The sequence below is a fragment of the Lysobacter sp. A421 genome (genome assembly GCF_054052145.1).
Map to the genome: position 1 here is coordinate 97,316 of NZ_JBSVRL010000005.1, position 22,906 is coordinate 120,221.

At 65.4% G+C, this 22,906-nt stretch carries 21 protein-coding genes, 1 tRNA gene and 1 riboswitch; of the genes, 15 read left to right on the forward strand and 7 right to left on the reverse strand.

Annotation, left to right across the window (positions count from 1 at the left end; genetic code table 11):
• The first annotated feature begins 36 nt into the window (after window positions 1–36).
• The 11 genes from ACW7G6_RS13080 (at window position 37) to ACW7G6_RS13130 (ending at window position 12,790) form a co-directional block, all read left to right on the forward strand.
• On the forward strand, window positions 37–1,173 hold the full coding sequence (locus ACW7G6_RS13080) for a diguanylate cyclase (RefSeq protein WP_456998438.1): 1,137 nt from the start codon (window positions 37–39) through the stop codon (window positions 1,171–1,173).
• A 122-nt stretch (window positions 1,174–1,295) separates the two neighbouring features.
• Entirely contained in the window at window positions 1,296–2,570 is a 1,275-nt protein-coding gene (locus ACW7G6_RS13085) for a nucleoside permease (RefSeq protein ID WP_456998439.1), read from the forward strand.
• Between the two features lie 13 nt (window positions 2,571–2,583).
• A complete protein-coding gene (locus ACW7G6_RS13090) occupies window positions 2,584–3,573 on the forward strand; it encodes a ribokinase (RefSeq protein WP_456998440.1) in 990 nt (329 codons plus the stop codon).
• A 10-nt stretch (window positions 3,574–3,583) separates the two neighbouring features.
• Entirely contained in the window at window positions 3,584–4,582 is a 999-nt protein-coding gene (gene dusB / locus ACW7G6_RS13095; RefSeq protein ID WP_456998441.1) for a tRNA dihydrouridine synthase DusB, read from the forward strand.
• A 145-nt stretch (window positions 4,583–4,727) separates the two neighbouring features.
• The gene (metK, locus tag ACW7G6_RS13100; RefSeq protein WP_456980232.1) at window positions 4,728–5,966 is read left to right on the forward strand and encodes a methionine adenosyltransferase; all 1,239 of its coding nucleotides are present in this window, start codon (window positions 4,728–4,730) and stop codon (window positions 5,964–5,966) included.
• A gap of 207 nt (window positions 5,967–6,173) precedes the next feature.
• Window positions 6,174–7,766: an SDR family NAD(P)-dependent oxidoreductase gene (locus ACW7G6_RS13105; RefSeq protein WP_456998528.1), complete on the forward strand. Its 1,593-nt coding sequence runs from the start codon at window positions 6,174–6,176 to the stop codon at window positions 7,764–7,766.
• 33 nt (window positions 7,767–7,799) lie between these two features.
• A riboswitch (S-adenosyl-L-homocysteine riboswitch) is annotated at window positions 7,800–7,903 on the forward strand.
• 57 nt (window positions 7,904–7,960) lie between these two features.
• Window positions 7,961–9,421, forward strand: a complete 1,461-nt coding sequence (gene ahcY, locus ACW7G6_RS13110) for an adenosylhomocysteinase (protein WP_456998442.1) — start codon at window positions 7,961–7,963, stop codon at window positions 9,419–9,421.
• A gap of 146 nt (window positions 9,422–9,567) precedes the next feature.
• Window positions 9,568–10,392 (forward strand): methylenetetrahydrofolate reductase [NAD(P)H], encoded by an 825-nt coding sequence (gene metF / locus ACW7G6_RS13115; RefSeq protein ID WP_456998443.1) that lies wholly within the window; start codon window positions 9,568–9,570, stop codon window positions 10,390–10,392.
• A gap of 106 nt (window positions 10,393–10,498) precedes the next feature.
• A complete protein-coding gene (locus tag ACW7G6_RS13120) occupies window positions 10,499–11,140 on the forward strand; it encodes a hypothetical protein (protein WP_456998444.1) in 642 nt (213 codons plus the stop codon).
• Between the two features lie 44 nt (window positions 11,141–11,184).
• Window positions 11,185–11,817, forward strand: coding sequence for a hypothetical protein (locus tag ACW7G6_RS13125; RefSeq protein WP_456998445.1), 633 nt, complete (start codon window positions 11,185–11,187; stop codon window positions 11,815–11,817).
• A gap of 43 nt (window positions 11,818–11,860) precedes the next feature.
• Window positions 11,861–12,790 carry a branched-chain amino acid transaminase gene (locus ACW7G6_RS13130; protein ID WP_456998446.1) on the forward strand — a complete coding sequence of 310 codons (930 nt, stop codon included), beginning with the start codon at window positions 11,861–11,863 and terminating at the stop codon, window positions 12,788–12,790.
• Window positions 12,791–12,797: 7 nt separating this feature from the next.
• On the opposite strand, the gene ACW7G6_RS13135 is transcribed toward ACW7G6_RS13130, so the two are convergent.
• The 6 genes from ACW7G6_RS13135 to ACW7G6_RS13160 form a co-directional block, all read right to left on the reverse strand.
• Complete coding sequence (locus tag ACW7G6_RS13135) at window positions 12,798–14,198, reverse strand: sensor histidine kinase (RefSeq protein ID WP_456998447.1); 1,401 nt, start codon at window positions 14,196–14,198, stop codon at window positions 12,798–12,800.
• On the reverse strand, window positions 14,185–14,868 hold the full coding sequence (locus ACW7G6_RS13140; RefSeq protein WP_456980239.1) for a response regulator transcription factor: 684 nt from the start codon (window positions 14,866–14,868) through the stop codon (window positions 14,185–14,187). Before ACW7G6_RS13140 ends, ACW7G6_RS13135 begins: the two co-directional genes overlap by 14 nt.
• Window positions 14,869–15,133: 265 nt before the next feature.
• Window positions 15,134–16,054 (reverse strand): 30S ribosomal protein S6--L-glutamate ligase, encoded by a 921-nt coding sequence (gene rimK / locus ACW7G6_RS13145; RefSeq protein ID WP_456980240.1) that lies wholly within the window; start codon window positions 16,052–16,054, stop codon window positions 15,134–15,136.
• On the reverse strand, window positions 16,051–16,518 hold the full coding sequence (locus ACW7G6_RS13150) for an ATP-dependent zinc protease family protein (RefSeq protein ID WP_456980241.1): 468 nt from the start codon (window positions 16,516–16,518) through the stop codon (window positions 16,051–16,053). Before ACW7G6_RS13150 ends, rimK begins: the two co-directional genes overlap by 4 nt.
• A gap of 148 nt (window positions 16,519–16,666) precedes the next feature.
• A tRNA-Gly gene (locus tag ACW7G6_RS13155) sits at window positions 16,667–16,740 on the reverse strand.
• A 45-nt stretch (window positions 16,741–16,785) separates the two neighbouring features.
• A complete protein-coding gene (locus ACW7G6_RS13160) occupies window positions 16,786–18,633 on the reverse strand; it encodes an autotransporter domain-containing protein (protein WP_456998448.1) in 1,848 nt (615 codons plus the stop codon).
• A gap of 205 nt (window positions 18,634–18,838) precedes the next feature.
• On the opposite strand from ACW7G6_RS13160, the gene thiS reads away from it, so the two are divergent.
• Genes thiS through ACW7G6_RS13180 form a run of 4 tightly spaced genes read left to right on the forward strand, consistent with a single transcriptional unit; the run spans window position 18,839 to window position 22,537 of the window.
• Window positions 18,839–19,039, forward strand: a complete 201-nt coding sequence (gene thiS / locus ACW7G6_RS13165) for a sulfur carrier protein ThiS (protein WP_456998449.1) — start codon at window positions 18,839–18,841, stop codon at window positions 19,037–19,039.
• Between the two features lie 33 nt (window positions 19,040–19,072).
• A complete protein-coding gene (locus ACW7G6_RS13170; RefSeq protein ID WP_456980244.1) occupies window positions 19,073–19,882 on the forward strand; it encodes a thiazole synthase in 810 nt (269 codons plus the stop codon).
• Window positions 19,882–20,649, forward strand: coding sequence for a tRNA (guanosine(46)-N7)-methyltransferase TrmB (trmB, locus tag ACW7G6_RS13175; RefSeq protein ID WP_456980245.1), 768 nt, complete (start codon window positions 19,882–19,884; stop codon window positions 20,647–20,649). Before ACW7G6_RS13170 ends, trmB begins: the two co-directional genes overlap by 1 nt.
• Window positions 20,650–20,698: 49 nt before the next feature.
• Window positions 20,699–22,537, forward strand: coding sequence for an SLC13 family permease (locus ACW7G6_RS13180; RefSeq protein ID WP_456980246.1), 1,839 nt, complete (start codon window positions 20,699–20,701; stop codon window positions 22,535–22,537).
• Here the strand turns inward: ACW7G6_RS13180 and ACW7G6_RS13185 are convergent.
• Window positions 22,526–22,861, reverse strand: a complete 336-nt coding sequence (locus ACW7G6_RS13185) for a Rieske (2Fe-2S) protein (RefSeq protein ID WP_456980385.1) — start codon at window positions 22,859–22,861, stop codon at window positions 22,526–22,528. The two genes, ACW7G6_RS13180 and ACW7G6_RS13185, sit on opposite strands and share 12 nt — an antisense overlap.
• Window positions 22,862–22,906: the final 45 nt, after the last annotated feature.

The window sequence follows — 22,906 nt, forward strand, 5'->3', positions numbered from 1 at the left end:
TCGCGCTATCCTCGCCGCAGGCATTGAGGGGACGCGATGGATAGCCACCAAGGTTTCAGCGAGGCGGTAAGGACGCTGCTGTCGCGACCTGACGAGATCATGCTTGAAAGCGGCGCCAGCGGTGAGTTGCTGGTGGCCCGGCTGCGGGTGGTCATCGCCGCATTGTTGCTGTTGCTGCCGTTGGCGCATGCATTGACGGGCGGCTCGGTCGCCGAGACCCTGACCGGACTGGGCGGGGCAATTTTCGCCAACCTGATTTCCCTGCTCTGGTTACAACTGGCACGCCGGCCGCGCCACTATCGCTGGCTTCCGTTCGCGACCGCCGCCTTCGACGTCACCGCCACCACGCTGGTGCTGGTCGTACTGGCCACCCAACATTTGCCTGCCGCACTCAACAGCATGGTCGTGTGGTGCTGTTACTTCCTTGCGATCCTGCTGACGGCGTTGCGAAATGACGGTCGCACTACCGTGTTTGCCGGCGTGCTGGCGCTGGTGCAGTACGGTCTGTTGAGCGCGCTGGTCTTCGCCGCGGCGACGTCACCGGAGCAGTTGATCTCCAGCGATTATGGGGCGGTGACCGCAAGCACCCAGATCCAGCGACTGCTGCTGCTGGTGATCGTGACCCTGCTCACCGCCACGGTGGTTTACCGGACCCAACGGCTGGTGGAGATGTCGGGTACCGACGGGCTGACCCGGCTGCCCAATCGCACCTGGCTGCTGCACCGGATGCCGCGGTTGCTGCAGGCTGCCAACCAGGACGGTCACAGCCTGAGCTTGGCGTTGATCGATATCGACCACTTCAAGCGGGTCAACGATGAAGCCGGACACCACGCAGGTGACCGGGCGCTGCGCCACGTGGTCGGTGTCATCCAGGACGCGGTGGAACCGGGTGACTGGCTGGTGCGACTGGGCGGGGAGGAGTTGGTGCTGGTGATGCGGCAACCGGTAGGCACCGCCTGGGAACGGGTAGAGGCAATACGGCACGTACTGGCGGAACATCCGTTCAACCCTGAACGCGGCCAGCTCGAGCCGATGTGGTTGACATTCAGCGCCGGGATCGCCGCCAGTCCGCAGGACGGACACGACTTGTCCAAGCTGCTGCGTCGTGCCGATCAACGCCTGAAAGTGGCCAAGCGTGAAGGTCGCAACCGGGTCATCGCCCGCGAGGGCTGAGCGCGCGGAAGCGCGGCAACTTCCCCGGCGCCCGGTCGCAGCGCTTCACCACCACGTCATTTCCCTCTACGCTGCCCTGCAACGATGGCTCAATGCGGGCCGTGACCAAGGGGAAGCATCTGGTGAGCCTGAAACTTCGACTGATCGTGCTGAACTTCCTGCAGTTCTTCATCTGGGGCGCCTGGCTGTTGACCATCGGCGCCTACTGGTTCCAGAACAAGGAGTGGTCGGGCACCGGGTTTGGCGCGATCTTCTCGACCATGGGCATCGCTTCGCTGTTCATGCCCTCGTTGATGGGCATCGTCGCGGACAAGTGGATCAACGCAGAAAAGCTGTACGGCCTGCTGCACATTGGCGGTGCGGTGGTGCTGTTCTTCCTGCCCCGGGTCGACAACCCGACCACGATGTTCTGGGTGATGCTGCTCAACATGCTGTTCTACATGCCGACCATCGCCCTGGCGATCGCGGTGGCGTACAACGCGCTGAAGAACGAGGGCCGCGACGTGGTCAACGACTATCCGCCGATCCGGGTCTGGGGAACGGTCGGGTTCATCGCCGCTTTGTGGACGGTCAGCCTGCTGCATCTGGAGACCTCGGCCGGTCAGTTCTACGTCGCCGCCGGCGCCTCGTTGCTGCTGGGACTGTATGCATTCACCCTGCCGCCGTGCCCGCCCAAGCTGGGCAAGAGTGAGAAACACTCGCTGGTGGACGCGCTGGGCTTGACCTCGTTCCGCCTGTTCCGTGATCGCAACATGGCGATCTTCTTCATCTTCGCGATGCTGCTGGGCGCGGCCCTGCAACTGACCAATGCCTATGGCGATACGTTCCTGCACGACTTCGCCAACGACCCGCTCTACAAGGACACGCTGGCGGTGCGCTACCCGGCCATCATCATGTCGATATCGCAGATCTCCGAGGCCTTGTTCATCCTGACCATCCCGTTCTTCCTGAAGCGCTTCGGGATCAAGGCGGTGATGACCATGAGCATGCTGGCGTGGTTCCTGCGCTTCGGGCTGTTCGCCTATGGCGACCCGGGCGACGGACTTTGGATGATCGTGCTGTCGTGCATCGTCTACGGCATGGCCTTCGATTTTTTCAACATCTCCGGTTCGTTGTTCGTCGAGGGCCAGAGCGACCCGAAGATACGGGCCAGCGCGCAAGGCTTGTTCATGATGATGACCAACGGTGTCGGCGCGGTGCTGGGTAGCGTGTTGAGCGGCTTCATCATCGAGCACTGGTTCACCTATCCGGACCAGAGCAAAAACTGGCATGGCATCTGGATGACCTTTGCGCTGTACGCGCTCGCCATCACGGTGCTGTTCGTGCCGTTGTTCAAGCACAAGCGCGAGTCCGCGGCGGTTGCGGACCAGCGCCGCGCCGGCGATCTCGGTGCCTGAGCGGGAGCGAAGGATGACGCCGGTCGGCACGGTCACCGTCATCGGTTCGTTCAACATCGACCACGTGTGGGCGCTGCCGACTCTGCCGCAAGTCGGTGAAACGTTGGCCGGCACGTACCACACCGGCCCGGGCGGCAAGGGCTTCAACCAGGCCACCGCGGCCGCGCGCGCAGGAGCACAGACCGCGTTCGTCTGCTCGCTGGGTTCGGATGCGGGTGGCCAGCTCGCCCGCTCGTTGGCCGGCGCGGACGGCATCGAGCTGCACGCCGCCGACAGCAATGCGCTCACCGGGACCGCCGGCATCTACGTCGACCGGCAGGGTCGCAACAGCATCGTCTTCGGTCCCGGTGCGAACGCGGATCTGGGCGCGGACTTCGTGCACGCGCAGGCTCGCGTGCTGGCCGCCTCGACGGTGGTGCTGGCGCAACTGGAGTCGCCGGTCGCGGCGGTGGCGGCCGGGTTCGCCATTGCCCGCGCCAACGATGTGATGACGGTGCTCAACCCGGCACCGGCGGATGCCGACCTGACCCCCGCCCTGCTGGCGCTCAGCGACATGATCACGCCCAACGAGTCGGAGTTCTGTTCGCAGTTGCTTCGCCACCACGGCGACCGGCTGGCCGCCGACGATCTCGGCGCCTTGGACGATGCAACCCTGCACGGACACTGCCGCAAATTGTTGCCGCATGGGAGCGTGATCATCACCCTCGGCGCGGCCGGCTGCTTTGTGTCCCACGTCGAGCACCAACGCCGCGGCGATGACCGCGCGTTCTATCGGGTTGCCGCCGCCTTGGCGCAGGTGGTCGACACCACCGGTGCCGGCGACGCCTTCAACGGCGCGCTGGTGGCATCGATCGCCCAGCTGCCGTCGCATCCCTTCGCCCGGCACATAGCCTTTGCCAACCGCTACGCCGCACGCGCCACCGAACACACCGGCGCCGCACAGGCAATGCCACGCCTGCGTCCGGAAGCGGACGGGGCCATTGCCGTCATCCCCGCCAGCTAGAATACCCACCATGCAGATCGGCCCTTACACCATTGACCCGAAAGTGATCCTCGCCCCCATGGCCGGGGTCACCGACAAGCCGTTCCGGGTGCTGTGCAAACGCCTGGGTGCGGGGCTGTGCGTGTCGGAGATGACCACATCCGACCCGCGCTTCTGGGCGACAACCAAGTCCCGCCACCGCATGGACCATGCCGGCGAGCCGGCGCCGATCAGCATCCAGATCGCCGGTACCGTGCCGGCGATAATGGCCGACGCGGCGCGCCACAACGTCGATCAGGGAGCGCAGATCATCGACATCAACATGGGTTGCCCGGCCAAGAAGGTCTGCAACGCGTGGGCCGGGTCGGCGCTGATGCGCGAGCCGGCATTGGTTTCGCGGATCATGGAAGCAGTGGTCAACGCGGTCGATGTTCCGGTGACGCTGAAGATCCGCACTGGCTGGGCGGCCGGCCAACGCAATGCGCTGGAGATCGCCCGCATCGCCGAGTCCGCCGGCATCGCCGCATTGGCGGTGCATGGACGCACCCGAGACCAACAGTACAAAGGCGTGGCCGAGTACGACACCATCGCCGAGGTCAAGGCGGCGCTGTCGATCCCGGTCATCGCCAATGGCGATATCGACTCGCCGCGCAAGGCCGAGGCGGTATTGAAGTACACCGGTTGCGATGCGGTGATGGTGGGGCGTGCCGCGCAAGGCCGGCCCTGGATATTCCGCGGGATTGCCCATTACCTGGCCACCGGCGAGTTGCTGGCCGAGCCTTCCCTGGTCGAGGTGCGTGACGTGTTGCTGGGTCACCTTGATCACCTTCACCGGTTCTATGGCGAGCGTTCCGGCGTGCGTATCGCGCGCAAGCACCTGGGTTGGTATGCGAAAGACCACCCGGAAAACACCGCCTTCCGCGCCGTGGTCAACCAGGCCGAGACCGCCCAACTGCAGGTCCGGCTGACCCGCGATTATTTCGACGCGTTGATCGCCGGCGTCGCGCCGCAGCTGCCCGTCGCCGCCTGAATATACTCCTCGGCTGGAGCCGGCCACCCGCCCTCAGTACCACCTTAACCACAGGCAAACTCCGGTCACGGCACAATGCGCCAACCAGATGTTGCCTGTATCATTCGCACCCATCCCTTTATCCGAATGCAAGGATATAGCCCTGATGTCCAGCTACCTGTTTACCTCTGAATCCGTTTCCGAAGGCCACCCGGACAAGATCGCCGACCAGATCTCCGACGCCGTCCTGGATGCGATCCTGACCCAGGACAAGCGCGCCCGCGTGGCCTGCGAAACCATGGTCAAGACCGGCGTCGCCATCGTCGCTGGCGAGATCACCACCTCGGCGTGGATCGATCTGGAAGAGGTGACCCGCAAGGTCATCCTGGATATCGGCTACAACAGCTCCGAGGTCGGTTTTGACGGCGCCACCTGCGGCGTGTTGAACCTGATCGGCAAGCAGTCGCTTGATATCGCCGCCGGCGTGGATGGCAGCAAGAAGAAGCTGAAAAAGCCGGAAGAGCAAGGCGCGGGCGACCAGGGGCTGATGTTCGGCTATGCCTGCAACGAGGCCCCCGAGTTCATGCCGGCGCCGATCTATTACAGCCATCGGCTGGTCGAGCAGCAGGCGAAGATCCGCAAGAAGAAGAACTCCCCGCTGCCGTGGCTGCGTCCGGACGCCAAGAGCCAGGTCACCCTGCGCTATGACGACGCCGGCCAGATCGCCGGCCTGGATGCGGTGGTGCTGTCGACCCAGCACGATCCGGGCATCAAGCAGAAGGACCTGGTCGAGGCGGTCCGCGAGCACATCCTCAAGCCGGTGCTGCCGAAGGCGTGGCTGGAGTCACTGCCCAAGAACAAGATCCACATCAACCCGACCGGCATCTTCGTGGTGGGCGGGCCGGTGGGCGATTGCGGCCTGACCGGGCGCAAAATCATTGTTGACACCTACGGCGGCATGGCGCGCCACGGTGGCGGTGCGTTCTCCGGCAAGGACCCATCCAAGGTCGACCGTTCGGCCGCCTACGCCGCGCGTTACGTGGCCAAGAACCTGGTCGCCGCCGGTCTGGCCGACAAGTGCGAGGTGCAGTTGTCCTACGCGATCGGCGTCGCCGAGCCGACCTCGATCTCGGTCACCACGTTCGGCACCGGCAAGATCAGCGATGACAAGCTCGAACTGCTGATCCGCAAGCATTTCGACCTGCGCCCGTACGGCATCGTCAAGATGCTCGACCTGATCCACCCGGTTTACCAGGCGACCGCCGCTTACGGTCACTTTGGCCGCAAGCCCAGGGACGTCAGCTACACCGACTCGGTCGGCGTGACCCACAAGGCGACGGCGTTCTCGTGGGAGAAAACCGACAAGGCCGAAGAGCTGCGCAAGGCGGCGAAGCTGAAGAAGTAGAATGGCGCGGCTTGCGCGGCTGCAATCGGAATGATGTCGTCGTAAACGGGCCGCCTCTCGCGGCCCGTTTACGTTGCTCGCCGTGACATTCACGGTGGCATCCGCACCGATCACAGCCGCCCCTCTTCGTTGGTCGCACGACCAGCGGCACTGCCCGCCCCAGAACACGGATTGCGCTCCTTGAACACCGACACCACCCCTCCGCCAATGGACGATAGCGACCATCTCTCGCCCGAGCGCCTGCGCGCGGCGCTGGAGCTGCTGGAAGCCGTCGCCGCTGACCGCACGTTGCTCGATGCCGTGCCGGATGCCGAGCGCAAGCGACTGCACCAGGCGGTCGCCCGGGTCTACCACCCCGAACCGGGCACCCGCCGACAGAAACTCAAGGCACGCGAGCGCGAGCGCAACGCCGAGAACATCCGCCGTGCCGACGCGGTGCTGAACCAGACCGGCATCCGCGCGCTACGGCGCAAGCCGGTGTTCACCGCGCTCAACTACTTCCCACCTCACGGTCCCGGCGCGCAGGCGTTACTGGCCCATGGCGAGGTCGACGCAGCAAGCGGCAGCCACGAATCCCCCGAGCTGTTGCACTGCTACGTCTGCAAGCAGAAATACACACAGGTGCACCACTTCTACGACCAGTTGTGCCCGACCTGCGCAACATTCAATTTCCACAAGCGCACCGAGCTGGCCGACCTCAGCGGCCGGGTCGCGCTGCTGACCGGCGGGCGGGTCAAGATCGGCTATCAGGCCGGACTGAAACTGCTGCGCGCGGGCGCGGAACTGATTGTCACCACCCGCTTCCCCCGCGATTCCGCCGCCCGCTACGCGCAGGAGCCGGATTTTGGCGACTGGGGCCACCGGCTGGAGGTGTTCGGCCTGGACCTGCGCCATACGCCGAGCGTAGAGGCGTTCTGCAGCGAGCTGCTGGCCACCCGCCCGCGGCTGGACTTCATCATCAACAACGCCTGCCAGACGGTGCGTCGCCCGCCGGAGTTCTACGCCCACATGATGGCCGGCGAGACCGCGGCGCTGCGCGATACGCCGGAAGCGGTGCGCCAGTTGATCGGCAATTACGAGGGCTTGCGCAGCCAGGACCTGCTCGGCGAGGCGACCGCATCGGTGCAGGCCGCGGCGGCGCGCAGCGACTTGCCGACGATGACTGGCGAGGCCGCCGGGCTGCTGCGTGCGGCCGAGCTGTCGCAGGTGCCGCTGCTGGCGGAGGAACTGCTGGGCCAGAAACACCTGTTCCCCGAAGGCCGGCTCGACCAGGACCTGCAGCAGGTTGACCTGCGCGGGCGCAATTCCTGGCGGCTGCAGATGCACGAGGTGCCGTCGGTGGAATTGCTGGAGGTGCAACTGGTGAACGCGATCGCACCGTTCCTCATCAACGCACGCCTGAAGCCGCTGATGCTGCGCAGCGCGGATGGCAGCGCACCGACCCGCGACAAGCACATCGTCAACGTGTCCGCGGTGGAGGGCCAGTTTTATCGCAACTTCAAGACCACCCGCCATCCGCATACCAACATGGCCAAGGCGGCGTTGAACATGATGACGCGCACCTCGGCCGCCGATTACCACGGCGACGGCATCCACATGAACAGCGTCGATACCGGCTGGGTGACCGACGAGGATCCGGCCGAGCTGGCCGCGCGCAAGGTATTGGAAGAACGCTTCCATCCGCCGCTGGACATCATTGATGGGGCGGCGCGGATCGTCGATCCGATCATCAATGGCATCAATACCGGCGAGCACGTCTGGGGCCAGTTCCTGAAGGACTACAAGCCGACCGACTGGTAACGATTGTCGGGTCGAACCGGTATAATCGGCCGGTCCGCCAAGGGGCGCTGCGACCGTAACCAGAGTACGGCCAGGCTTGGCAGAACCGATGACACGTCCCATGGGCGTGCTGTCCGCAACAACGGCGCCCGGTTGCCATTACCCGCCCTGACGTCCGCATGTTCGATGCGGCAGGGACCGAACCGGAGCACCCCATGAACGACAACACCAAGACCTTCTCGACCGAGGGCGATTACAAGATCGCCGATATCTCCCTGGCCGACTGGGGACGCAAGGAACTCGACATCGCCGAGCACGAGATGCCGGGCCTGATGTCAATCCGCCAGAAGCACGCCGCCACCCTGCCGCTCAAGGGCGTGCGCGTGACCGGCTCGTTGCACATGACGATCCAGACCGCGGTGCTGATCGAGACGCTGAAGGACATCGGCGCCGACGTGCGCTGGGCGTCGTGCAACATCTTCAGCACCCAAGACCACGCCGCCGCCGCGATCGCCGCCACCGGCACCCCGGTGTTCGCCTGGAAGGGCGAGTCGCTGGAGGAGTACTGGGACTGCACGCTGGAGGCGTTGAGCTTCCGCGACGGCAAGGGCGCGGACGGTAAAGAAAAATTTCTCGGACCGCAGCTGGTGGTCGACGACGGCGGCGACGTGACCCTGCTGATCCACAAGGGCTATGAGCTCGAGAACGGCAGCAAGTGGGTCGATGAGCCGGCCACCTCGCACGAGGAGCAGGTGATCAAGAACCTGCTCAAGCGTGTCGCGACCGAGCGCCCGGGTTACTGGCACACCGTGGTCAATGACTGGAAGGGCGTCTCCGAAGAGACCACCACCGGCGTGCACCGCCTGTACCAGCTGGCCGAAGCCGGCTCGCTGCTGATCCCGGCGATCAACGTCAACGACTCGGTCACCAAGTCCAAGTTCGACAACCTGTACGGCTGCCGCGAGTCGCTGGCCGACGGCCTGAAGCGCGCGATGGACGTGATGCTGGCCGGCAAGGTCGCGGTGGTCTGCGGCTATGGCGACGTCGGCAAGGGCTGCGCGGCGTCGCTGCAAGCCTACGGCGCGCGCGTGGTGGTCACCGAGATCGACCCGATCTGCGCCCTGCAGGCGGCGATGGAAGGCTTCGAGGTCAACACCATCGAGTCCACCCTGGGCCGCGGCGACATCTATGTCACCACCACCGGCAACAAGGACATCATCACCGCCGTGCACATGCAGGCGATGAAGGACCAGGCGATCGTCTGCAACATCGGCCACTTCGACAACGAGATCCAGGTCGATGCGCTGAAGGAGCTCAAGGGCGTCGAGCACGTCAACATCAAACCGCAGGTGGACAAGTTCATCTTCCCGAACGGCAACGCGATCTTCCTGCTGGCCGAGGGCCGCCTGGTGAACCTGGGCTGCGCCACCGGCCATCCGAGCTTCGTGATGTCCAACTCGTTTGCCAACCAGACGCTGGCGCAGATCGACCTGTGGGCGAACAAGGACAGCTACGGCAAGCAGGTCTACCTGCTGCCCAAGAAGCTCGACGAGGAAGTCGCGCGGCTGCACCTGGAGAAGATCGGCGTGAAGCTGACCACCCTGAGCAAGGAACAAGCCGAGTACCTTGGCGTGCCGGTCGAAGGCCCGTACAAGCCGGATCATTACCGCTACTGATTCCGGCGGTCGGGTCGATACGGAAAACGGGCGCTTCGGCGCCCGTTTTTTTTGCCTGCCAGTTTTTTATGTGGGACTTCAATACTTCGGTAGCTTCATCGCGATGAAGCGATATACTCCAGCAATCCCATCGTGCCGGCCAGCCCATGATCCCGATCAGTTTCGAGTTCTACCCGCCCAAGACCGACGAGCAGCGCGCGCAACTCGACCGCACCACCACGCGGCTCAAGACGCATTCGCCGGAATACGTGTCGTGCACCTTCGGCGCCGGCGGCTCGACCCTGAGCTACACCCCGGAGACCGTGGAACGGCTGCAGCACCGACACGAGCTCAGCTCTGCCCCGCACATCTCCTGCGTCGGCGGCACCCGCGCCGAACTGGGCGAGTTGCTGCAGCGCTACAAGGCCATGGGCTGCCACCGTATCGTCGCCCTGCGCGGCGACCTGCCGTCGGGCATGGGCCACCCCGGCGACTTCCGCTACGCCAGCGACCTGGTCGAGTTCATCCGCCGCGAGCATGACGGCCAATTCCACATCGAGGTCGCCGCCTACCCGGAAACCCATCCGCAGTCGCGCGATGCCCACACCGACGTCGACCATTTCGTGCGCAAGGTGCGGGCCGGTGCCGATGGGGCAATCACCCAGTATTTCTACAACACCGATGCCTACTTCCGCTTCGTCGACGACGTGCGCGCGGCCGGGGTCGACATCCCGATCGTGCCGGGGATCATGCCGATCTCGAACTTCAGCCAGCTCCGGCGTTTCTCCGAAATGTGCGGCGCCGAGATCCCGCGCTGGATTGCCCAACGCATGCTGGCCTATGGCGACGACGCCGAAAGCATCCGCGGCTTTGCCACCGACGTGGTGGCTGGTTTGTGCAGGCGATTGGTCGAAGGCGGCGCCCCGGGCCTGCACTTCTACACGCTGAACCTGGCAAAACCGAGCATGAACGTACTCGCCAAGTTGGCCTGAGTTCAGCGGCGGTTGCCAAGGCGTTCAGTCCTGAAGCCCTTTGGTTACAAGGCTTTGACGGAGCCGGGCGGATTCTGTGGGTATCCCCCGCTGGTCCCCCGTCACCATGAACACGCACTCGCTGATCCTCCTCGCCGCAACCGTGCTGGCCGCACTCGCCATGCCCGGCGTTGCGCCTGCCCAAGGCGGCAACCTCCAGGACGGCATCCAACGCTGCGAAGCGCCCGACGGCACCGAGATCTACACCGACAAGGCCTGCTCGACGTTCGGCGCCACCGCGATGCCGATGTCGGGCGAACTGCTGACGCGCCTGGCCTCCGACAATGCTGGCGATGACGGCGCCGCCCATGCCGTGTTCGGCGGCCGCCGTGCCCCGGCAGTTGCGCGCCGTTCCGCCGCCAGCGGCTGCGCCCGCTCCTCGACCCAGCTGTCGATGGATCTGCAAGGTGCATGGGCGCTGGGCGACGTCAACCGGATCGCCGAGAGTTACCACTGGGTCGGGCTCGACTCCGGCCAGACGCGTTCGATCATGCAGCGGCTCGGCCGCCTGGCAGAGCAACCGCTGTGGCAGGCCCACTTTTTCGACGCCCGGATCGGTGGCGGAATGATGCAGTTGGCCGATGCCTCCGGCGGCGCCGACCACCGCAATGTCGGGGTCATGCAACTCGTGTTTGGCGACGACGCGTCGCGCCGGGTGCAGGATTTCAAGGTCCGGCGTTACCACGGCTGCTATTTCGTCCAGTTCTGAGCGACCCGCTTCAACGATGCGTCGCCGCCGCGTACGCTGGCGGGATGGCATTCCACCCTGACCAGAGCCACCCTGACCAGACATTGCTCCCGCCCGGCTTGTCGCGCCGCGGCGGCCTGGTCGCGCTCGGACTGTTGTGCGCGCTGGCCTGGTCACCCAACGCGGCCGCCCAGATCAACCGCTGCCAGCACAGCGACGGCACGATGGCGTATACCGACCGTCGTTGCTCGGACATTGGCGCGGTCGAACGGGCACCCGCGCCCGCCCGCGTCGGCAGTCGCCGGATCTATCGTGATGGCTGCGCGCGCAACGTGCAGGACCTGATGTTCGAGATGACCACCGCGATCGACGGTGGCGACGCAAACCGGCTTGCCAGCGTCTACCACTGGGCGGGCGCGTCCAGCCGCGGCGCCGCCGCGGTGATGACCCGGCTTGCCGTGGTGGTCAGCCGGCCACTGGTCGACATCGTGCCCGTGGTGCCGGAGCCGGAGCCAGCACCATTGCCGGTGTTCACGCGGACCGTAGGTGACCCAGGCGAACGCTATTACCCCTCCACGGTGACCGACGCCAAGCCGGTTGCATTGCGGGTCATGCAGACCCTCGAGAACGGCGTCACGCCATCGGAAACGGTGTTCGGGTTGCACCGCTACTTCGGTTGCCTGTGGATCAGGAATTGAGCAGGCACAATGAAACGCTCACCCACACGCGGATACCCGACCGATGCAATACCCCGAATGGATTTGGCACAACGGCGCGATCAAGCGCTGGGAAGATGCAACCACCCACGTGATGTCGCACGCGCTGCACTACGGCTCATCGGTGTTCGAAGGCATCCGCAGCTACGAGACGCCCGACGGCCCGGCGATCTTCCGCCTGACCGACCACAACACTCGCCTGTACGCATCGGCCAGGATCTACGACATGCCGATGCCCTACAGCGTGGCCGAGGTCAACACCGCCTGTCGCGAGGTCATTCGCCGCAACAACCTGGGCAAGGCTTACCTGCGTCCCCTCGCTTTCCGCGGCCTCGGCGGCTTCGGCCTGTCTGCCGACACCCCGGTCGAGCTGTCGGTGGCGGCCTGGGAAATGGGCCCATACCTCGGCGCCGGCGTGCTGGAGGCCGGCATCGACGCTTGCGTGTCGAGCTGGCAGCGACTCGCCCCCAACACCATCCCGACCGGGGCCAAGGCCGGCGGAAACTACCTGTCCGGCCAGCTGATCGCACGTGAGGCACGTCGGCTCGGCTTCGGCGAAGGGATCGCGCTGGCATCGACCGGCCTGCTGTCGGAGGGCGCCGGCGAGAACATATTCCTGGTGTTCGATGGCGCCCTGCACACCACCCCGGTCAGTGCCGCGCTACTCAACGGCATCACCCGCAACTCGATCATCCGCCTGGCCCGCGATGCCGGCATCGAGGTGGTCGAACGGGACATGCCACGCGAGTACCTGTACCTGTGCGACGAGCTGTTCATGTGCGGCACCGCGGCGGAGATCACCCCGATCCGCTCGGTTGACGGCCGCCAGGTCGGCACCGGGAAACCGGGACCGGTGACGCAGCGAATCCAGGAATTGTTCTTCGGTCTGTTTGACGGCAGTACGCCGGACACGTACGGCTGGTTGGAACCAGTGGAAGAGCCGGCCAGATCGTAGCTTCGGCTCAGGCCGGCGGGCCGGTGTCGGGATCGACACCGGCATCGCTGGTCGCCGCCAGCGCGTCGCCCTCGTCGAACCTCAATGTCGCAACCACGCCGATTTCGGCGCCTGGCCGTACCGATACGTTCCAGCCATACAGGTCGCACAGCCGGCGTACGATCGACAGGCCGATCCCGCCCCCTTGTGAGTAACCGGCGTGGGTGCCCCGATAGCCGCGCTGGAATACGTGGGCGGCATCTTCGGCACTCAGACCGGGGCCCGAATCAATCACCTCGACTGCGTTGGGCAGCATGCGTACGATCACCTCCCCCCGGGTGGTGTACTTGACCGCATTACCAATCAGGTTGCCCAGCGCCACCGCGACGGCGGCTTCCGGTGCATCGACCACCAGCGGGCCGAGCTCATCCTCAAGCCGCAACTGCAAGGGCTTTCCCGCAAGCTGGGTGCGATGCACATCCAGCGACTGCGCCGCCAGCTTGGCCACATCGGTCGAGCCACGCCCACGCTCGTTCCTGGACAGCAGCAACAGCGCGCTGATCAGGTCGGTACATTGCTGCTCGGCGCGCTCGATCCGGTGCAGACGCGCGCGGCTCTTGTCGTCGATATCGGGCCGTGACAGCAACAATTCCGCCGCGCCGCGGATTACCGCCAGCGGCGTGCGCAGTTCGTGGCTGACATCGGCGTTGAACTCCCGGTCGCGCTGGACGACTTCGGTCAGTCGCCCGGCATAGTCATCCAGCGCCTCGGCCAACTGGCCAACTTCGTCATCGGGAAAGTGCGCGGCCAGCTCCTCCGATTCGGCACTGCGGCCGGATACCTTGAGACGCTTCGCCAGCTCCAGCACCGGGCTCATCACCCGCGACGCCGACCACCAGCCCAGCACCAGCGACAGCAGGGTGAACAGCAACACCGAGCCATACAAGGCGCGATTGAACTGCTCTTCGCTGCGCTTGGACTGGGTCATGTCATAGGCCAGGAAGAACCAGGCCTGCGGCGTTTTCCGCACCGCCAGCTTGTACGCGAACTCGTCACCGGTCTCATCGACCCCGAGCATGCCGGTGATGCCGTCGGACAGCTCGTACCACTCGGGCCGGTTGCGCCGGACCGACCCGAACTTGTCGGGCGTGTAGACATAAGCCTTGATCTGGTCGACCGGGAACAACGGGTTCTCCGGGTCCAGTTCAAACTGCCGCGCCGCCTCGGAGATGTTGCGATTCATCATCTCCTCGACCAGCTGGTTTTCCACCCGGGTGCGGGTCCAGTTGGTCGCCCAGGCAAACAGCAGGGTCAGGCTGAAACCCAGCAGCACGAACGACAGGATGATGCGGCTGCGTAGGCGCCGCCGGTAACGCATCCGACGGCGCGTCGGCGCCGGCGAGCCGGACGTTGACTCAGTTGGTGGCATCGAGTTCGGCGATCCGGTAGCCAATGCCGTGACGGGTGTGGATCAGCGACGTTTCGAAAGGCTTGTCGACCACCGCGCGCAGCCCGTGGATATGCACACGCAGGCTATCGGAGTCCGGCAGCTCTTCGCCCCATACCCGGGTCTCCAACTCTTGCCGGGTCACCACCGCAGGCGACGACTCCATGAGTGACTGCAATATTTTCAGACCGGTGGGATTGAGCTGCAGCAGCTTTCCCTGGCGACGCACTTCCAGCGTGTCCAGGTTGTACTCCAGATCGGCGGCAGTCAGCACCCGGGTCTGCACCCCGCGCCCCCGGCGCGACAGCGCGTTCAGCCGGACCTCGACTTCCTGCAGCGCAAACGGCTTGATCAGGTAGTCATCCGCGCCCGAGTCGAAGCCGGCCAACTTGTTGTCCAGGCTGTCGCGCGCGGTCAGCATCAATACCGGGGTCTGCTTGCGCGCCTCGTTGCGCAGCTTCCGGCAGACTTCCAGCCCGTCCATGCCCGGCAAGTTGAGATCGAGCACGATCGCATCGAAGTCGTGGACGACCGCCAGGTGCAGTCCGGTAATGCCATCAGCGGCGAAGTCGACGGTGTGGCCCCGATCTTCCAGGAAGTCGCCCAGGTTGGCGGCGATGTCCTGATTGTCTTCGATGACGAGGATGCGCATGTGGTGGTTCCTGGTTGAGGGTTGGCCGGCAATCAGCGTGACAGGGTTCACATCATGGCAGTGTGCTGGCGCTGGGCACCAGCATAAAAGAAAGCCCAGACACGGGACCACCGCGCCTGGGCCAAAAGTTGTTGCCCGATACCGAAACCTGCATTGCCACTGCTGCGGTGTAATCGACTGACTTGGTCAATTGGCGCGAACACTGATATGCAACGGACAGTATTCCGGTCCAGATCAATCTACGTGGTCGCCGATTAAACGTTTGTTAATCGGACCCTCGGTTTTTTGCAGTGACACGCTTGGCCGCGCGCCGTTTGTATCGCTGGGCCACGTAATCAACAATCTCGCCGGCCACATCGACGCCACTGGCCGACTCGATGCCCTCCAGACCCGGCGAGGCATTCACCTCGAGCACCAGCGGGCCCTGGCGCGAACGGATCAGGTCGACACCGGCGACGCCCAGTCCCAGCACCCGTGCCGCGCGGATCGCGACCTCCTGTTCAGCCAACGTGGCACGTGCGCCCTTGGCCTTGCCGCCGCGGTGCAGATTGGAACGGAAATCCCCCGCTGGCGCCTGGCGTCGCATGGCCGCCACCACCTTGCTGCCAACCACGAAGCAACGCAGGTCCGCGCCCTGGGCCTCGGGAATGAACTCCTGCACCAGAAATTGCGCGTACAGGCCACGCAACGCCTCGATCACTCCGCGTGAGGCCGACATCTTCTCGGTCAGCATCACGCCGGCGCCCTGGGTGCCTTCGTTGAGCTTGATCACGTGCGGGGGTGGCCCCAGCATCGACAGCAGGTCGACAGTGTCATCGGGGTTGTCGCCAAACACCGTTGCCGGCATCCCGATCCCCTCCGCGGCGAGCAGCTGGTGGCTGCGCAACTTGTCGCGTGCGCGCAGGATCGCGTCCGACGGGTTCGGGCTGAGGGTGCCCATCAGCTCGAACTGGCGCAGTACCGCGCTGCCGTAGCGGGTGACCGAAGCGCCGATACGGGGAATCACCGCGTGGTAACCGGAGATGGGCCGGCCCTTGTAATTCATCGCAAAGCCATCGCCGGAGATGCGCATGTAACAACGCAACGGATCGAGCGTGCGGACGCTGTGGCCCTGCTCCCGGGCGGCCTCGACCAGGCGCCGGGTCGAGTACAACTTGGTGTTGCGCGACAGGATCGCGAGTTTCATGCGGACAGGGTCCATGGGTGGTCGAACGAACGATCGGACACGGGCTTGCCGTGCAGGAACGAGCGTGCCGGATCGACCATGAACGCATGGGCCATCGCGGTACGGCCGAGCAACATCGGAAACAGCATGCCTCGTCGGTCGGCCAGGTTGATGTCGATCTGGCGCTCGACACCTCCCAGGCGTAGCGACGTCCTCACGAACGCGCGACGGGTCCGATGGCCACCCGAGTCGGTGACCTCGCGCTCGTCCGCCAATGGCGCGACACATTCCATCGAAATGCCGCCGACGCCACCCGGCGTCAACTGAAAACCGACCCATGGCGCGCCGCCCTCGACGAAACGCCACTGCGCGTCGACATGCAGCGCCGAGCTGCGCGCGCCACTGTCGACCTTGGCCCGGATCGCGGCCACCCCGAGGGCCGGCAAGTCGACCCATTCCCGCCAGCCCAAAACAACCCTTGGCATCATCTGCTTCCGCTCCAGGCGAAATTGTATCGATGGTGCAACCATCACGGTGACCCGCCCATGACAGACCCGGGAACATGGGTGCCGTCATCGGCGCGAGCCAACGAAAACGGCGGCCCCGTCCATCAGGACCAGGCCGCCGCGCATGTGGAGCGGGTGAAGGGAATCGAACCCTCGTCAGTTGCTTGGGAAGCAACAGCTCTACCATTGAGCTACACCCGCATCACGCCAGTTTAAAGCCTTTGCCGGGCGCCGGGGAAGCCCGCCTCAGAAGGTGCCGCCCATGGTGGCGAACACGGTGGCGTGGTGACCACCCTGCTGACCCAGCGTCAGGCTGCTGCCGATGTTTGCGTCCAGTCCCATCACCCGCGTGCGGGCGCCGAACGTCAGGCTGCCGTAGCTGTCATCGAACGCCACCCCGGGCACCGCGAATTGCGCCGTGCCCGGCATCGACTGCAACTGCCCGAAGGCCTGCGACGGGGCATCCTCGAACTCGCGGTCGATGGTCGCCCGCGCATACGGCTGCAGATGCTCGCTGGCGATGTAACGCATTTGCCAGCCCGCGGTGCCGATCAGCGAGTCGAACTCCTGCTCCGGGTACGCCAGCGAGGTCGACAACTGCGGATCGCTCTCGCCGAACCCGTCAATCCGGATCTTCTGCGCGAGTACGCCCAGCACCGGCCCATGGCGCAACGCGCCATCACCGAACTCCCAGCCCGCATTCACGCCGGCACTGACGTTGCTGCCATCCACGTCCGCGCGGTGCACCCGGGTGACGCGACCCAGGTTGGCATTGCGCTCGAGGTCGAAGCCCAACTGGCTATAGCTCACCTGGGCGTTGACCCAGGCCCCGCTACCGGCAGTCCAGCCCAGGTAACCACCGATGCTGGCGGCGCTCTGGTCGAAACTGCCACCGCTGCGGCCCCAGTCCTGCTTCAGCTGGCCATAGCCGCCAAACCCGCCAAGGGTCAGGCCATCGCGGTGCCAGTCGACACCGACCGTCACGGCCGGGCCGGCGCCGTCATACAGGTCGCCATGATCGTAACGCTGGAAATCCCCACGCACGTCGCCCCACCAGCGCTTGCCATTGGTCATCGTCACGCCGGTCAGTTGCGCGGCAACGCGGTCGGCGCGGGCACGTCCGACCATCGACGCGGAATTGGCCAGCACGGCGACCTGGCGCGGCGCCTCCAGCACCGAGGCGGCATAGTCGGCGATCACCTCATGCGCCGCGCCGGTGGGATGCACGCCATCGGCAAACAGGTAACTGGTGGCGGCATCCGGGGTCACGTAGCTGCCGGGCTGGCAGGTAACGGACTGGGCGGTGATCTGGGGTTGGCAGGCGGTGCCGGTGATGTTGCTGAAGCCGAATGGCGCCGGATTGGCGGCCACTTCCTGGAACAAATGGAACATGTCCAGCGGAATCACCTGCAGCCCCGCCGCCGCCAGCCCACCGTACAGCGCGTCGTTGTAAACCGTCGCCAACTGGGTCAGCTGGCCTTGTGCGAGGGCGCCCTGCGCGCGCGCGGATGGCGTCAGTCCCAGGTCGGGGATGCTGGCCACCAGCACGTATTGCGCGCCAGCCGCCTGCAACGCGCCAACGACGCCGATCTGCGCGGTCACTGCGGCACCGATGGTGGCCTGGGGCGGCGCGCCCTGGGCGACCGCGAACAGATCATTATTGCCACCCCACACCGTGTACAGGGCATTGGGATCAGCGACACCGCCGGTCGCGGTGAGGTAGCTGGTGACCTGGGTCATCATCGACGGCGTCGGCCCGAGCGGGCCGACCTCGTCTTCCCCCGCACGCGCCCCGCCGACCGCGTAATTGCTGCCACCCTGGTTGGCTGCGGCCGCCTGGGTGCCGTAAAAATCGGCCAGGTACTCCGACCAGACCAGCCCCGGGTTGGTGGTGAACTTGCCCAGGATGGCGGCCTGCGGCCCCACCGCCTGGATCAACGCTGGCCGGAAGTGTCCGGAGTCGGTCAGGCTGTCGCCAAAGAAGATGGTCTGCGAATACGGCTGATCGTTGGCCTCCGGGTCACCTGCCACGGCCAGCGACGGCGCGAAGGCGAGTGCAACGGCAATGGCAAGGGCGGCGCGAATAGGTTTCAACGGGGTAACTCCTGCGATGGGCAAAACACGGGCCAGCGCCACAATACGCCAGCGGACGGCCTGTATCGAAACACGGGTGTTGCCCGCAGACAAGCCACATCAGCCACCGGCGCCAACCGGCAACCCGCTTGATTGTTGCCAGCGGCGCGTCAGCGAGCCGGTCGCCGGGCTGGCCCTTTTCGGCCCGTCCCGAGACAATGCCGGCATGGACATCATTCTCAATGGCGAACCGCGCGCGCTCGCGGCCCACACCACGCTGGCCCGTCTGTTACAGGACGAGGGCCTGGCCGAACGCCGGGTTGCGGTGGAGATCAACGGCCATATCGTGCCGCGCAGCCAGCACGACGAACGCGCGCTGGCCGACGGCGACCGGATCGAGATCGTGCATGCCCTGGGCGGCGGCTGACGCCTGGCTGTCCGGCGGTGCGATAATCGCGGCATGAACGCATTCAACGCCACCGACTTCCGCGCCGCCGACCCCTTGCTGATTGCCGGCAAGGCCTACACCTCGCGCCTGCTTACCGGCACCGGCAAGTTCGTCGACCTGGACCAGACCCGGCGCGCGACCGAGGCCGCCGGGGCACAGATCGTCACCGTCGCGATCCGCCGCACCAACATCGGCCAGAACCCGGGCGAGCCCAACCTGCTGGACGTGCTGCCACTGGATCGTTTCACGATCCTGCCCAATACCGCCGGCTGCTACACCGCCGACGAGGCAGTGCGCACCTGCCGGCTGGCGCGCGAACTGCTCGACGGGCGCAACCTGGTCAAGCTGGAAGTGCTGGGCGACCACAAGACGTTGTACCCCGACGTGGTGCAGACCCTGGCCGCCGCCGAGACGCTGGTCAAGGATGGCTTCGACGTGATGGTCTACACCTCCGACGACCCGCTGCTGGCCAAGCGACTGGAAGAAATTGGTTGCGTGGCGGTGATGCCGCTGGCAGCACCGATCGGTTCCGGGCTCGGTATCCAGAACAAGTGGAACCTGGTGGAAATCGTGGAGAACGCGAAGGTGCCGATCATCGTCGACGCGGGCGTGGGCACCGCCTCCGATGCTGCCATCGCGATGGAACTTGGCTGCGATGGCGTGTTGATGAACACCGCGATCGCCGGTGCCAGGGACCCCGTGCTGATGGCCCACGCGATGCAGTTGGCCATCCAGGCGGGGCGCGCCGCGTTCAAGGCCGGCCGGGTGGCGCGCAAGCGTTATGCCAGTGCCTCCAGCCCGGTGGAAGGCATCATCGACTGATGCCCGACAGCGACCCTCCGCAGCCGACCGTTCCCAAAACGCCGAAACCCGTTTCCGGCAAACCGTTCATCGTCACCGAAGGCCATCGCCAGATCCGCAGCTTCGTGTTGCGCCAGGGCCGTTTCACCCCGGCCCAGCAGCGCGCGTTCGACCAGCAGTGGGAGCGCTTCGGGATCGACTTCAGGCCGGCCGAAAGCCGGGACCAACCCCGTGACTTCGACACTGTGTTCGGGCGCGTCGCACCGCGGGTGGTGGAGATCGGGTTCGGCAATGGCGAGGCGTTGCTGTTCGCCTCCCGGCACGACCCGGCACGCGACCTGATCGGTATCGAGGTCCATGCGCCCGGCGTCGGCCGCCTGCTCAACGCGGTGGCACTGGACGATGCCACCAACGTGCGTGTCTACCACCACGATGCGGTCGAGGTGCTGACCCACGAGGTGGCCGACGCCAGCCTTGACGAGGTCCGGATCTACTTCCCGGATCCATGGCACAAGAAGCGCCACAACAAGCGGCGGCTGCTGCAACCCGGGTTCGCCGCCCTGCTGGTTCGCAAACTCGCCCCGGGCGGTCGCTTGCACCTCGCCACCGATTGGCACGACTATGCTGAGCAGATGTGGGACGTGCTGGATGCGACCGATGGCATCGTCAACCGCGCCGGACAGCGCGGCTCGGTACCGCGGCCGGACTGGCGCCCGCAGACGCATTTCGAGACCCGCGGCCAGAAACTCGGCCATGGCGTCTGGGATCTTCTTTACGACCGCTGCTGACGGTTGCTGACCACAAGACAGGCCGACCACCAAAGTGTTCAACCCGGGCATGGACACCGCACTGACGCTTACCACCGACATGAAGCTGGTACTGGGGCTGGTGGTGTTCACGATGGTGATGTTCCTGTTCGAGCGCGTCCGCGCCGACGTGGTTGCACTGGTCGTGCTGGTGCTGCTGGGTTTGTCGGGACTGGTCTCACCGGACATCATCTTCAACGGCTTCTCGTCCAACGCGGTGATGAGCATCATCGCCACCATGATCCTGGGCGCCGGTCTGGACCGCACCGGCGCGCTCAACCGGCTGGCGGCGTGGTTGTTGAGGCGCTCGCACGGAATCGAGGAACGCCTGCTGCTGCTGACCGGCGCGGTTGCCGGCCTGAACTCCTCGGTGATGCAGAACCCGTCGGTCATGGCGTTGTACCTGCCGGTGGCATCGCGCCTGTCATCGCGAACCGGGCTGACCCTGCCGCGGCTGTTATTGCCGCTGGCCACCGCGATCGTGATGGGCAGCTCGTTGACGATGGTCGGCAACTCACCGCTGATCCTGCTCAATGACCTGCTGCTGGCGGCCAACAGCAACCTGCCATCGGGTGCGGCGACGCTGGAGCCGTTGCAGATGTTCGCGACCCTGCCGATCGGCTTGGCGTTGCTGGCCACCTCGTTGCTGTATTTCAGGTTCTTCGGCAGCAAGCGTCTGCACGAGGGCGTCGGCAAGGGCGCCACCCCGGCGCGCACCCAAAGCTATTTTGAGGACGCCTACGGCATCGAGGGTGATGTCTACGAGTTGACCGTCACCGCCGACAGCCCGCTGGTGGGCATGTCCCTGGGTGAGGCGGAAACCTTGCACGATGCACCGCTGATCCTGGCCATCAAGACCAAGGACGATGCACGGCTGTCACCGTCTGCCGATGCGCGGATCTGGGTCGGCAGCGTGCTGGGCGCGATGGGCCCCAGGCAGCAGGTCGCGGATTTCGCCCAGAACCAGATGCTGCGGATGAGTTCCCGGTTGCGCGTGTTCGCCGACTTGTTCAACCCGAGCCGTGCGGGCATTTCCGAAGCGGTGATCCCGGCGAACTCCAAGTTCATCGGCAAGACCGCGCGCGACCTGCACTTGCGCAAGACCCACAGCCTGAGCCTGCTCGCCGTCAATCGCGACAAGAAGGTGATGCGCGAGGATGTGCGCAACCTGGCGTTGCGCGCCGGCGACATGCTGGTGCTGCACAGCATCTGGGCCAACCTCGCCGACGCTGCCAAGGGCAAGGACCTGGTGGTGGTGACCGATTACCCCAAGGGCGAGCAACGCCCGCACAAGCTGAAGATCGCACTGGGGATTTTCGCCTTGGCCATGTTGGTTGCCTTGTCGTCGCGGCTGCCGGTATCGATCGCACTGATGGCCGGCGTTGCCGGGATGTTGCTGACCGGGGTGATCCACATCGACGAGGCGTACTCGGCCATCAGCTGGAAGACGGTGTTCCTGATGGCCTGCCTGATCCCGCTGGGCTGGGCGATGGATTCCAGCGGCGCGGCGGCCTGGGTCGCCGGGCACAGTATCGAGCGATTGCCGGACGGCACCCCGACCTGGTTGCTGCAATTGCTGCTGGGCTTGCTGACCACCGCGTTTTCACTGGTGATCAGCCATGTCGGCGCGGCCATCGTGATGGTGCCGTTGGCAATCAACCTGGCGCTCGCGGCGGGCGGTGACCCGACCGCGTTCGCGTTGATCGTCGCGTTGTCGGCGTCGAACAACTTCATGACCGCATCCAATCCGGTGATCTCGATGATCACCGGACCGGCGGGGTATACCGGCAAGGAGCTTTGGAAGGTCGGCGGGCCGTTGTCGCTGGCCTACACCGCGATCGCGGTGTTGATGGTGAACCTACTGTTCTGAGTGCCCGGCAGCGCCACTTTTCAGCCACACCGCACCGTCACGCACTTCCACCGCCACCGCGCGCAGCGAATCCCCGCGGCATGGCCCGGCAACGCACTCGCCGTGCTGCAACTCGAAACTGGCGCCATGCGCGGCGCAGACCAGCAACCCGTCCTTGCTCTTCAGGAACTGGCCCGGCGCCCAGTCCAGCTGACGACCGGCATGCGGACAGACATTGAGCCAGGCGCGCACCTGCTCGCCATCGCGATACAGAACCAGCGGCTCCATGTCGTCATCCAGGTCCGCACCCACCGCGGCAAACCCGCCATCGGCAAGACGATCCATCGCGATAAGCGCTGTCGGGTCCACTCGCGGTTTTATTAACGGATT

Excerpts from the sequence above, each read along its gene's own strand:
- dusB (WP_456998441.1), top strand. The coding sequence starts at position 3,584 with ATGCAGATCGGCCCTTACACCATTGACCCGAAAGTGATCCTCGCCCCC.
- ACW7G6_RS13130 (WP_456998446.1), top strand. The coding sequence starts at position 11,861 with ATGCAATACCCCGAATGGATTTGGCACAACGGCGCGATCAAGCGCTGG.
- ACW7G6_RS13135 (WP_456998447.1), bottom strand. The coding sequence starts at position 14,198 with ATGCCACCAACTGAGTCAACGTCCGGCTCGCCGGCGCCGACGCGCCGT.
- ACW7G6_RS13105 (WP_456998528.1), top strand. The coding sequence starts at position 6,174 with ATGGACGATAGCGACCATCTCTCGCCCGAGCGCCTGCGCGCGGCGCTG.
- metK (WP_456980232.1), top strand. The coding sequence starts at position 4,728 with ATGTCCAGCTACCTGTTTACCTCTGAATCCGTTTCCGAAGGCCACCCG.
- ahcY (WP_456998442.1), top strand. The coding sequence starts at position 7,961 with ATGAACGACAACACCAAGACCTTCTCGACCGAGGGCGATTACAAGATC.
- ACW7G6_RS13120 (WP_456998444.1), top strand. The coding sequence starts at position 10,499 with ATGAACACGCACTCGCTGATCCTCCTCGCCGCAACCGTGCTGGCCGCA.
- rimK (WP_456980240.1), bottom strand. The coding sequence starts at position 16,054 with ATGAAACTCGCGATCCTGTCGCGCAACACCAAGTTGTACTCGACCCGG.
- ACW7G6_RS13140 (WP_456980239.1), bottom strand. The coding sequence starts at position 14,868 with ATGCGCATCCTCGTCATCGAAGACAATCAGGACATCGCCGCCAACCTG.
- ACW7G6_RS13150 (WP_456980241.1), bottom strand. The coding sequence starts at position 16,518 with ATGCCAAGGGTTGTTTTGGGCTGGCGGGAATGGGTCGACTTGCCGGCC.
- ACW7G6_RS13185 (WP_456980385.1), bottom strand. The coding sequence starts at position 22,861 with ATGGATCGTCTTGCCGATGGCGGGTTTGCCGCGGTGGGTGCGGACCTG.
- ACW7G6_RS13090 (WP_456998440.1), top strand. The coding sequence starts at position 2,584 with ATGACGCCGGTCGGCACGGTCACCGTCATCGGTTCGTTCAACATCGAC.
- ACW7G6_RS13125 (WP_456998445.1), top strand. The coding sequence starts at position 11,185 with ATGGCATTCCACCCTGACCAGAGCCACCCTGACCAGACATTGCTCCCG.
- metF (WP_456998443.1), top strand. The coding sequence starts at position 9,568 with ATGATCCCGATCAGTTTCGAGTTCTACCCGCCCAAGACCGACGAGCAG.
- thiS (WP_456998449.1), top strand. The coding sequence starts at position 18,839 with ATGGACATCATTCTCAATGGCGAACCGCGCGCGCTCGCGGCCCACACC.
- ACW7G6_RS13170 (WP_456980244.1), top strand. The coding sequence starts at position 19,073 with ATGAACGCATTCAACGCCACCGACTTCCGCGCCGCCGACCCCTTGCTG.
- ACW7G6_RS13180 (WP_456980246.1), top strand. The coding sequence starts at position 20,699 with ATGGACACCGCACTGACGCTTACCACCGACATGAAGCTGGTACTGGGG.
- ACW7G6_RS13080 (WP_456998438.1), top strand. The coding sequence starts at position 37 with ATGGATAGCCACCAAGGTTTCAGCGAGGCGGTAAGGACGCTGCTGTCG.
- trmB (WP_456980245.1), top strand. The coding sequence starts at position 19,882 with ATGCCCGACAGCGACCCTCCGCAGCCGACCGTTCCCAAAACGCCGAAA.